A 10,482-nucleotide genomic window follows, 5' to 3' on the forward strand; every position below is an offset into this window, starting at 1 on the left:
ACCCTCAGGCGGCGACCGGCAGGTGCTTGGCGAAGCAGACGCTGTACGGGTTGTCGACGTACTCGCCGTAGACCGGGATCGGCTCGTACCCGCACGAGGTGTAGAGCCCGATCGCCGCCGGCAGGTAGACCCCGGTCTCCAGGCAGACCACCGAGTGACCCCGCTGGAAGGCCAACTCCTCCAGCGCGGTCAGCAGCTGCCGGGCGATACCCCTGCCCCGGTACGCGGGACGGACGTACATCCGCTTGAGTTCCCCGGTGGCGGCGTCCAGTGACTGGACCCCGCCGCAGGCCACCGCCCGGCCGTCGACGACCACCGCGAGGTAGCGGATGTCGTCGTGCGCGACGGTGACCTGCCCGTCCAGTCCGCCGTCGGCCTCGCGCAGCTCCCGCTGCTGGGCGACGACGAGGGCGTCGATCTCCGGGTCGGTGGAAGGACGGGACTCGATCAGCATCCGACCACGCTATGCCGGGTCGATTTCACGGAGGTTTCCGGCGAACGACCCGGACACGGACATGATCGAGCTATTCGAGGTCGTCGTCGTCCAGGTCGTCGGAGAGGTCCGCGTCCAGGCCGCCGGCCTCCAGCTCGTCGGCGGGGCGCTGCCGGCGCGCCTTGCGGGCGGCCAGCCGCTCAGCGGCCGAAGCGCGGGTCGACTTCTCCTCCAGCCGCACGTCCGTGCCCCGGTTGCCGGGCACGAAGTCGACGCCGGCGTAGAGGGTGGGCTGCCAGTCGAACTCCCGCTCACCGATGCGCACCAGGTCGCCCGGCTTGGCGCCGACCTTGGCCAGCTTGTCCTCGACGCCGAGGCGGGCGAGCCGGTCGGCGAGGAAGCCGATCGCCTCGTCGTTGTCGAAGTTCGTCTGCCGGACCCAGCGCTCGGGCCGGACACCGCGCACCGTGAAGGAGCCGTCCTCCTCCACGTCGATGGTGAAGCCGGCGTCGTCCACCGCCTTCGGGCGGATGACGATCCGGGTCGGCTCGGCCGGCGGAGCCGCCTGGCGGCCCTGCTCGACCACCTCGGCCATCGCGAACATCAGCTCCTTGAGCCCTTCGCGGGTGGCCGTGGAGACCTCGAACACCCGGAAGCCGCGCGCCTCCAGGTCCGGCCGGACGATCTCGGCGAGATCCCGCCCGTCCGGTACGTCGATCTTGTTGAGGGCGACCAGCCGCGGCCGGTCGGCGAGGCCGCCGTACTGGGTGAGCTCGGCCTCGATGGCGTCGATGTCGGCGAGCGGGTCGCGGCCCGGCTCCAGCGTCGCGGTGTCCACCACGTGCACCAGCACGGCGCAGCGCTCGACGTGGCGGAGGAACTCCAGCCCCAGCCCCCGGCCGGTGGCCGCGCCGGGGATCAGGCCCGGCACGTCGGCCACGGTGAAGGTGTGGTTGTCGACCCGGACCACGCCCAGGTTGGGCACCAGGGTGGTGAACGGGTAGTCGGCGATCTTCGGCTTGGCGGCGGAGATCACCGCGATCAGCGACGACTTGCCGGCGGACGGGAAGCCCACCAGACCGACGTCGGCGACGCTCTTGAGCTCCAGCACCACGTCCAGCCGGTCGCCCGGCTCGCCCAGCTCGGCGAAGCCGGGAGCCTTGCGCCGGGCGTTGGCCAGCGACGCGTTGCCGCGACCGCCGCGACCGCCGCGCGCCGCCTCGAAGGTGGTGCCCACGCCGACCAGGTCGGCCAGCACCTCGCCGTCGAGGGTCTGCACCACGGTGCCGTTCGGCACCTTGATCACCAGGTCGTGGCCGTTGGCGCCGTCCCGGTTCGATCCGGCCCCGCCCTTGCCGTTCTCGGCCTTCAGGTGCGGGCGGAAGTGGAAGTCCAGCAGGGTGGTCACCTGCGGGTCGACCACCAGCGACACGCTGCCGCCGTGCCCGCCGTTGCCCCCGTCCGGGCCGCCGAACGGCTTGAACTTCTCCCGGTGGATCGAGGCACAGCCGTGCCCGCCGTCGCCGGCCTGCATGTGCAGGACGACCCGGTCAACGAACGTCGTCACGACGCCAATCCTTCCAGCGGGGTACGCCCCCGCGTGCGAAAAGACGAAGCGGGCCGGGACCCGAGGTCCACGGCCCGCAACGCCTGCGTATTACTGCTGCGGCACGATGCTGACGGTCTTGCGGCCGCGCTTGGTGCCGAACTGGACCGCACCGGCGGCCAGCGCGAAGAGCGTGTCGTCTCCGCCGCGGCCGACCAGGTCACCGGGGTGGAACTTGGTGCCACGCTGACGGATGAGGATCTCACCCGCGCTGACGACCTGACCACCGAAGCGCTTCACGCCGAGTCGCTGGGCCGCGGAGTCACGACCGTTACGCGAGCTGGACGCACCCTTTTTGTGAGCCATTGGAGGACGACCTACTTCCCGCTGGAGATGCCGGTCACCTTGACCTGGGTCAGCGGCTGGCGGTGACCCTGGCGCTTGTGGTAGCCGGTCTTGTTCTTGAACTTGTGGATCCGGATCTTCGGGCCCTTGGTGTGCGCGGCGATCTCGCCGGACACCGCGACCGAGGCAAGCTTCGCCGCGTCGGTCACCAGGTCGTCACCGTCGACGAGGAGCACCGCGGTGAGCTTCACCGCGTCGCCGGGGGCACCGGCGAGCTTCTCGACCTCGATCACGTCGCCCTCGGCGACCTTGTACTGCTTGCCGCCGGTCTTGACGATCGCGTACATCGGAGGCGGACTCCCTGTCGTTGAGGCTGCTGGCTGGTCGTTCCCACGGCGACTCGCCGGGTAGCAGTGACACCGGCGGCGCGGGCACGCGGGAACTCGGCACACCAAAGTGCGCCGCAGGCAAGCGTACGCCATGGACCGGGTGACACCCAAACCGGGCCCGCCGGTCAGCGCCCGCAGAGCTGGTCGAGGCGCTGCTGGAGGCGGTCGAGCTCGGTCTCGTCGATCGACTCGACGTCGGCGCCGAGCCTGCCGACCTCGGTGGCCAGGTCGGTGAGCAGGGTCTTCAACTGCGGATCGGTGGCCTGGGCGGACTGCTCACGCAGCGCCGCCCGCCAGCTGGTCAGCGCCGACTCCGCCCGTTTCCGGGCGGTTTCCGCCCCGGTGCTGTCGTTCGCGCCGACTGCGGCGATCATCTTGCCCAGCTCCTCGACGTACGTCCGCACGGCCGCCGAGGAGGCCTGCTCGGCGGCGGCGCAGACCTGGGGCCCGTTGCCTCCCGCCGGGGCGACGCTGACCGGGGCGGACGGCAGCAGGGTCGAGGTGGCCGACGGGCCGGTGCTGGCCGGGGCGGCCTCGTCGGACCGGTCACCGGAGCAGCCGGAGCCGGTCAGCAGGGCGGCGGTCACCAGGGTGGCGGCGAGCAGGCGGCGCATTGTCTTCTCCTAGCCGGGGGTGACCGATCGTAGCCGGGGCCGGAGAACGCGACAGGGCCCCTCCCGCCGGCACTGTCGCCGCCGGAAAGGGCCCCGCGAAACGTCGGGCTGGTCAGCCCGTCAGGGGCGGGTCCGCCGACGGGGGCCGCCGCGGCGGGACCGGCGCCGGCCGGTGCCGCCCTCGCCGCTCTCCTCCTCGGTGTCGCCCAGCGCGTCCGGGTCGTCCGCCCCGGCCAGCCGGGCCGACTCGCCCTCCAGGCTGTCGGCGATTGCCGGCGCGGCCGGCGTCTCCGTCTCGTACCGGGACAGGTCGTAGCCCATCGTGTCGTGGTACTCGGCCTCCGCCTCGGCCACCCGGTCCACGTCGGCGGCCTCGGTGGTCTCCACCACCGTGCGCTCCGGCGCGGCGGCGGCCTTGCGCGAGCGCCGCCGCGTCGAAGCGCCGGTCTGCTCGGTCGCCGGGGCGGCGGCCACCGAGGAGGCGACCGCCTTGACCTTCTCCCCCGCGCCGGCACCGGCACGCGGCTTCTCCGGCACCGGCTCGGTGTGGATGATCAGGCCCCGGCCCTTGCAGCACTCGCAGGTCTCGCTGAACGCCTCCAGCAGGCCCGCGCCGATCCGCTTGCGGGTCATCTGCACCAGGCCGAGCGAGGTGATCTCGGTGACCTGGTGCTTGGTCCGGTCCCGGCCCAGGCACTCGGTCAGCCGGCGCAGCACCAGCTCGCGGTTCGACTCCAGCACCATGTCGATGAAGTCGATCACCACGATGCCGCCGAGGTCGCGCAGCCGGAGCTGGCGCACGATCTCCTCGGCCGCCTCCAGGTTGTTGCGGGTGACCGTCTCCTCCAGGTTGCCCCCGGAGCCGGTGTACTTGCCGGTGTTGACGTCGATGACGGTCATCGCCTCGGTGCGGTCGATGACCAGCGACCCGCCGGAGGGGAGGAAGACCTTCCGGTCCAGCCCCTTGATGATCTGCTCGTCGATCCGGTACTCGGCGAAGATGTCGGTGGTGCCGACGTGCCGGCGCAGCCGGGCGACCAGGTCGGGCGAGACGTGCGACAGGTACGACTCGACCATGTCGTACGACTGCTCGCCCTCGATGACCAGCTCGCGGAAGTCCTCGTTGAACAGGTCCCGGACGACCCGGATGACCAGGTCCGGCTCCTCGTAGAGCAGCACCGGGGCGCCACCCTCGGCCGCCTTGGCCTGGATGTCCTCCCACTGGGCCTGCAGCCGCTTGACGTCGCGGGCCAGCTCGTCCTCGCTCGCCCCCTCGGCGGCGGTCCGGACGATCACGCCCGCGCCGTCGGGGACCAGCTTCTTGAGCACGTCCCGCAGCCGCTTGCGCTCGTTGTCCGGCAGCTTCCGGCTGATCCCCGAGGCGTTGCCGTTCGGCACGTAGACCAGGTGCCGGCCGGAGAGCGCGATATGGCTGGTCAGCCGCGCGCCCTTGTGCCCGATCGGGTCCTTGGTGACCTGCACCAGCACCGAGTCACCGGAGCGCAGCGCCTGCTCGATCGAGCGGGCCCGCCCCTCCAGTCCGCTCACGTCCCAGTTGACCTCGCCGGCGTACAGCACGGCGTTGCGGCCGCGCCCGACGTCGACGAAGGCCGCCTCCATGCTGGGCAGGACGTTCTGCACCTTGCCGAGGTAGACGTTGCCGGCCATGGTGCCGGAGGAGTTGCGGGTGACGTAGTGCTCGACCAGCACGCCGTCCTCCAGGACCGCGATCTGGGTGCGGTCGCCGCGCTGGCGTACCGCCATCACCCGGTCGACCGCCTCCCGGCGGGCCAGGAACTCCGACTCGCTGAGGATCGGCGGCCGGGTACGGCGCTGCTCGCGGCCGTCCCGACGGCGCTGGCGCTTGGCCTCCAGCCGGGTCGAGCCGGAGACGCCCTGCACCTCGTCGACGGCCTTGCGGGGCTCGCGGATCTTGACCACGGTGGGCACGCCGTCCTCGGCGCCCCCCTCGACGTCCCCGGCGCCCCGGCGGCGACGACGGCGCCGGCGGCGGGTCAGCCCGTCGCCCTCGCCCTCCTCTTCCTCGGGCTCCTCGGCCTCGCCGCCCTCGGCCTCGGCCTCGGCCTGGACGGCCTCCTCGGCCTCCTCCTCGTCGCTGTCCTCGGCGCCGCCCTTGCCGCGACCGCGGCCCCGGCGACCACGACGACGGCGACGGCGGGCCGCGGCGCTCTCGTCCTCGTCCTCTTCCTCGGCCTCGACGGCCTCCTCGGCCTCGCCGGTGGGCTCCTCCTCGACCTCGAGCACCTCGACCGGCTCGACCTCGCGGCGACCGCGCCGACGCCGGCGACCGGTCTCGGCCGGCTCCTCGACGGCCTCCTCGGCCACCGCCGGGCCGGGCTCGACCACGCGGACGGCCGGCAGCTCCTCGGGCAGCGGGGCCATGAACAGCACGGTCGGCGCGGAGAGCGCGGCCCGCCGACGGCGGGTACGCGGCTCCGGCGCGACCTCCGCCGGCTCGGCGCCGGGCACCGCGACACCGGGCGGGACCTCGCCGGCCCGGCTCTCGGCGCCGGAGGCGGCGAGAGCCGGCTCGGTGGGACCCGGCCGGGCCTCCGCGGTGGCGGCCTCGGCGGCCTCGGCCTCGTCGACCGCGGTGGGCTCGGTGGGCGCCGCCGCCTCGACGGCGGGCTCCTCCTCCTCGTCCGGCTCGACCACGGGCGCGGCCTCCACGGCGGGCGTGGGGACCTCGGCCGGGATCTCGGCGGCCGGCTCGGCGGCCGCCGGGGCGGCGGCCTTCTTGCGCCGGGTACGGGTGACCTTCACCGGCGGGACGACCTCTGCCGAGTGATCCTCGGCTCCGGTGGCCACCTCCGGCTCCTCGGCGGCCTTGGCGGGCGTCGCCTTGCGCCGGCGACGGGTGGTCTTGGGCGGGGTGTCCAGTTCACCGGCGACCGGGGCCAGTACCTCGCCCTGGTGCGCCTCGTCGGTGGCAGACGCGGCGGCCGCCGACGCCTCGGCGGGCGCCTCGACCTGCTCCGGCTGGTTCAACGGGGCCGCCTTGCGCCGGGTGGTGCGCCGGCGCTTCGGCGCGGCCTCGGCGGCGCTGTCGGTGGCAGCGCCCTCGGCGCTGGTGCTGTTGGTGGCGTCGGCGGTCTGGCCGGCCGGCTGTGCGCCGGTCCGTTCGCCGCCCTCGGGCTCGTTCTCGAGCATGGACGTTCTCCAGTTCTGGCCGCCCCGGGCGCGGGTGAGCGCTGCCACGCAGGGTTGCCGCAAAAGTGTTTCCGCCGGGCGCGCGAGGTGCGCGACCGCCGAAGTCTGCCTGCCTAGAGCACCGACCGTCGGTCAGTGCTCACCGATGGTTGCCCCGTCGCGGTCCGCGTCCAACGGATCCACGATCGCACCCTGCGCGGTCAGCGTGCCCTGCGCCAGCCGGATCACCCTCGGAGAAACCGGCGGCACCAGGTCGGCCACCACGCGGAGGCCGGAAAGGACGTCATCGGGCCGTACGGACGGGGTGACCTGCCGCACGACCAGTTCGAGTATCGCACACGACACGCCCGGCACCTCGGAAGGCGTCTCCGTGGGCGGCACCACATCGATACGCATGACGGCGGCCCGGGCGTCGAAGGTGCGCCGGCCCTGCTTGGTCATCCGCTCGACCTGGATCTCGTCGGCGGCGGTGAAGGCGGCGACGGCGCGGTGCAGCGCGGCCGGCTCGACCTCGGGCAGCTCGATGCGCCAGTGCGAGGCCTCGATCCGGTCGGCCAGGCTGCCGGTCGCGGCGATCACCGCGTCCAGCACGTCCAGCCCCGGCGAGAGCGCGGCGTCCAGCGCGGCGCGCAGCTGCTCCGGGTCGACCGGCTCGCGCAGGCCGATCTCGAGGTACTCCGCCTCGCTCGCCACGCCGGTAGGGGCCGCGCTGGCGTAGGAGATCTTGGGGTGCGGCGTGAAGCCCTGGGAGAAGGCGATCGGGACGCCGGCCCGGCGCAGCGCGCGCTCGAAGGCCCGGGCGAAGTCCCGGTGCGAGGTGAACCGGAGCGGGCCGCGCTTGGCGTACCGGATCCGGACGCGCTGGACGACCGGCGCCTGCCCGCCCTCCGGCTGTGGTTTCCTGCTGATCGTCGTGCTCCTCGGTGTCAGGACCGGTCGGTCATGAAGGTGCCACGGATGCCGGTGACAATAACTTCATGATCGCCGGGGCGGGGCGGGTGGCGCGCCCACGCGCGCGCACCCGCCCCGGTACGGTCACTGCTGGGCGCCGGTGGGGACCTTCAGGCCGTTGACCGGGGTGAGCGGGAGCAGCTTACGGCCGGTGGGGCCGATCTGGATCTCGGTGTCCATCGACGGGCAGACGCCGCAGTCGAAGCACGGGGTCCAGCGGCAGTCGTCCTGCTCGTACTCGGACAGCGAGTCCTGCCAGTCCTGCCAGAGCCAGTCCTTGTCCAGGCCGGAGTCGAGGTGGTCCCAGGGCAGGACCTCCAGCTCGTCGCGCTCCCGGGTGGTGTACCAGTCGAGGTCCACGCCGAAGGTCGGCAGCGCCTCGGCGGCGGCGTCCACCCAGCGCTGGTACGAGAAGTGCTCGCTCCAGCCGTCGAACCGGCCGCCGTTCTCCCAGACCTTGCGGATCACCGCGCCGACCCGGCGGTCACCGCGGCTGAGCAGGCCCTCGATCAGCGACGGCTCACCGTCGTGGTAGCGGTAGCCGATCGCCCGGCCCAGCGAGCGGTCCGAGTTGATCGCCTGCTTGAGGATCTTGAGCCGGTGATCGATGACCTCGGGGCGCTCCATCGGCGCCCACTGGAACGGGGTGTGCGGCTTCGGCACGAAGCCGCCGATGGAGACGGTGCAGCGAATGTCCTTGGAACCGGTGGCGGCCCGGCCGGCCTTGATGACCTCGTGCGCCATGTCGGCGATCTCGAGGACATCGTCGTCGGTCTCGGTGGGCAGGCCGCACATGAAGTACAGCTTCACCTGCCGCCAGCCGTTGGTGTACGCGGTGACGACGGTGCGGATCAGGTCTTCCTTCGACACCATCTTGTTGATGACCTTGCGGATCCGCTCCGACCCGCCCTCCGGGGCGAAGGTCAGGCCGGTACGCCGGCCGTTGCGGGACAGCTCCTGGGCCAGGTCGATGTTGAACGCGTCCACCCGGGTCGACGGCAGCGACAGGGACACGTTGGTGCCCTCGTACTGCTGGGCGAGGCCGGAGCACATGTCGCCGATCTCGGAGTGGTCGGCGGAGGAGAGCGACAGCAGGCCCACCTCGTGGAAGCCGGAGAACTCCAGCCCGTCGCGGACCATCTGGCCGACGGTGGTGATCGAGCGCTCCCGCACCGGGCGGGTGATCATGCCGGCCTGGCAGAACCGGCAGCCCCGGGTGCAGCCCCGGAAGATCTCCACCGCGTACCGCTCGTGCACGGTCTCGGCGAGCGGCACGAGGGGCTTCTTCGGGTACGGCCAGGCGTCCAGGTCCATCGTCGTGCGCTTGTGCACCCGGAACGGCACGTCCGCCCGGTTCGGCACGACCCGCTGGATCCGGCCGTCGGGCAGGTAGTCCACGTCGTAGAAGCGCGGCACGTAGACGCTCTCGGTGCGGGCCAGCCGCAGCAGCAGCTCATCGCGCCCGCCCGGGGAGCCCTCGGCCTTCCACTCCCGGACGATCGTGGTGATCTCCAGGACCGCCTCCTCGCCGTCGCCCAGCACGGCGGCGTCGACGAAGTCGGCGATCGGCTCCGGGTTGAACGCGGCGTGCCCGCCGGCCAGGATCACCGGGTCGGCGTCGGTGCGGTCGGCGGCGAGCAGCGGGATGCCGGCCAGGTCGATCGCGGTGAGCAGGTTGGTGTAGCCCAGCTCGGTGGAGAACGAGACGCCGAACACGTCGAAGTCGCGCACCGAGCGGTGCGCGTCGACGGTGAACTGCGGCACGCCGTGGGCGCGCATCAGCTTCTCCAGGTCCGGCCAGACCGCGTAGGTCCGCTCGGCGAGCACGTCGGGCAGCTCGTTGAGCACCTCGTAGAGGATCTGCACGCCCTGGTTGGGCAGGCCGACCTCGTACGCGTCGGGATACATCAGCGCCCAGCGCACGGTGGCCGCGTCCCAGTCCTTGACCACCGCGCCCAACTCGCCACCGACGTACTGGATGGGCTTGGTCACCTGGGGCAGCAGCGGCTCCAGCCGGGGCCAGACGGAATTGGCCGCGGCGGGGCGCGGCGTCGTGGACGGGGCACTCATGATGCCCAAGGGTACGCGCCCGTCGGCCACCCACCGCGCCGCACCGTCCACCATCCCCGGACGGACTTGACCGGAGCGCACCCGCTGCCCCGCCCAGCCCAACGCCCCCCGGTCGGCTCCCCGCCCCCACCGCCCACTCCCCATGATCCAGTCGCATTCACCGAGACGACACGCCGTGCTCAGCCTCGGAAAATGCAACCCGATCTTGAAGCCCTCGCCGCTACCCCCGCCCGAGCGCCCGGTCTGACCCGTTACGCCACCCTCACCCGGCGTCGTCCGAGGGCGACCGACGGTGGACGGGTTCGTCGCTGGTGGCATGCCGGTACTAACCTCGCAACCGGCGCGAGAGGAGATTGCCGCGATGCCGCAGCCGCAGCCGGGGGCGGACCGGCCGGCCGACGGGAGCCCCCCGGTCACCGACGTCGGCCGGGAGCCGGCCGTCGCCGAGGAGCCGGCCCCCTCGCCCGTACCCGCCGACGCCGGGCCCCGCACGGCCCCCGAGGGCACCCGTGAGCTGCCCGCCGACCGGGCCGCCGCCCCGGGCGACCCGGAGCGGACGGCGACCGAGCCGGCCACGGCGTCCCCGGACGAGCCCACCGCGCCGACCTCACCCGCCCCACCCGTCGAGGGCCGGACGTCCGACGACCCGGAGCCCGCCCCGGTCCAGCCCACCCCGAGAGACGACGCACCTCCGCCCACCCGGTTCGACACCGCGCCGCCCGCCGCGCAGCCCACCGGGCTCGACACCGATGGGCCCGACACACCCGAGCCCACCCGGGTCGACACCAGCGCGCCCGCGGCCCCGCACCCCACCCGAGTCGACACCGGTCTGCCAGCCGCCACCCCGCAGCCCACCCGGGTCGACACCACTGCGCCCGCCACCCCGCAGCCCACCCGGGTCGACACCACTGCGCCCGCCACCCCGCAGCCCACCCGGGTCGACACCACTGCGCCCGCCACCCC

8 protein-coding genes and 1 pseudogene are annotated in these 10,482 nt (G+C 73.2%); 1 reads left to right on the plus strand and 8 read right to left on the minus strand.

Going from position 1 to position 10,482, the window contains the following annotated elements:
* Positions 1-4: 4 nt before the first annotated feature.
* From KBX37_RS21480 to KBX37_RS21515, 8 genes are all read right to left on the minus strand, one after another.
* Entirely contained in the window at positions 5-454 is a 450-nt protein-coding gene (locus KBX37_RS21480; RefSeq protein ID WP_210777717.1) for a GNAT family N-acetyltransferase, read from the minus strand.
* Positions 455-524: 70 nt separating this feature from the next.
* Entirely contained in the window at positions 525-2,000 is a 1,476-nt protein-coding gene (obgE, locus tag KBX37_RS21485; RefSeq protein WP_210777718.1) for a GTPase ObgE, read from the minus strand.
* A 90-nt stretch (positions 2,001-2,090) separates the two neighbouring features.
* The gene (gene rpmA, locus KBX37_RS21490) at positions 2,091-2,345 is read right to left on the minus strand and encodes a 50S ribosomal protein L27 (protein WP_088975624.1); all 255 of its coding nucleotides are present in this window, start codon (positions 2,343-2,345) and stop codon (positions 2,091-2,093) included.
* Positions 2,346-2,356: 11 nt separating this feature from the next.
* Entirely contained in the window at positions 2,357-2,671 is a 315-nt protein-coding gene (rplU, locus tag KBX37_RS21495) for a 50S ribosomal protein L21 (RefSeq protein WP_088960746.1), read from the minus strand.
* Positions 2,672-2,838: 167 nt separating this feature from the next.
* Positions 2,839-3,327 (minus strand): hypothetical protein, encoded by a 489-nt coding sequence (locus KBX37_RS21500; protein ID WP_210777719.1) that lies wholly within the window; start codon positions 3,325-3,327, stop codon positions 2,839-2,841.
* Positions 3,328-3,447: 120 nt separating this feature from the next.
* Positions 3,448-6,498 (minus strand): Rne/Rng family ribonuclease, encoded by a 3,051-nt coding sequence (locus tag KBX37_RS21505; RefSeq protein WP_210777720.1) that lies wholly within the window; start codon positions 6,496-6,498, stop codon positions 3,448-3,450.
* Positions 6,499-6,630: 132 nt separating this feature from the next.
* Positions 6,631-7,350 carry a TIGR03936 family radical SAM-associated protein gene (locus KBX37_RS21510; RefSeq protein ID WP_210777725.1) on the minus strand — a complete coding sequence of 240 codons (720 nt, stop codon included), beginning with the start codon at positions 7,348-7,350 and terminating at the stop codon, positions 6,631-6,633.
* A gap of 183 nt (positions 7,351-7,533) precedes the next feature.
* A complete protein-coding gene (locus KBX37_RS21515; RefSeq protein ID WP_210777721.1) occupies positions 7,534-9,519 on the minus strand; it encodes a TIGR03960 family B12-binding radical SAM protein in 1,986 nt (661 codons plus the stop codon).
* A gap of 361 nt (positions 9,520-9,880) precedes the next feature.
* On the opposite strand from KBX37_RS21515, the pseudogene KBX37_RS21520 reads away from it, so the two are divergent.
* Positions 9,881-10,482, plus strand: a pseudogene (locus KBX37_RS21520) (hypothetical protein); the annotation flags it as partial.

This window comes from Micromonospora sp. U56, from assembly GCF_018070095.1.
GTDB classification, from domain to species: domain Bacteria; phylum Actinomycetota; class Actinomycetes; order Mycobacteriales; family Micromonosporaceae; genus Micromonospora; species Micromonospora purpureochromogenes.

Coding starts and splice junctions, on each gene's coding strand:
- KBX37_RS21480 (WP_210777717.1), bottom strand. CDS start 454: ATGCTGATCGAGTCCCGTCCTTCCACCGACCCGGAGATCGACGCCCTC.
- rpmA (WP_088975624.1), bottom strand. CDS start 2,345: ATGGCTCACAAAAAGGGTGCGTCCAGCTCGCGTAACGGTCGTGACTCC.
- rplU (WP_088960746.1), bottom strand. CDS start 2,671: ATGTACGCGATCGTCAAGACCGGCGGCAAGCAGTACAAGGTCGCCGAG.
- KBX37_RS21500 (WP_210777719.1), bottom strand. CDS start 3,327: ATGCGCCGCCTGCTCGCCGCCACCCTGGTGACCGCCGCCCTGCTGACC.
- KBX37_RS21505 (WP_210777720.1), bottom strand. CDS start 6,498: ATGCTCGAGAACGAGCCCGAGGGCGGCGAACGGACCGGCGCACAGCCG.
- KBX37_RS21515 (WP_210777721.1), bottom strand. CDS start 9,519: ATGAGTGCCCCGTCCACGACGCCGCGCCCCGCCGCGGCCAATTCCGTC.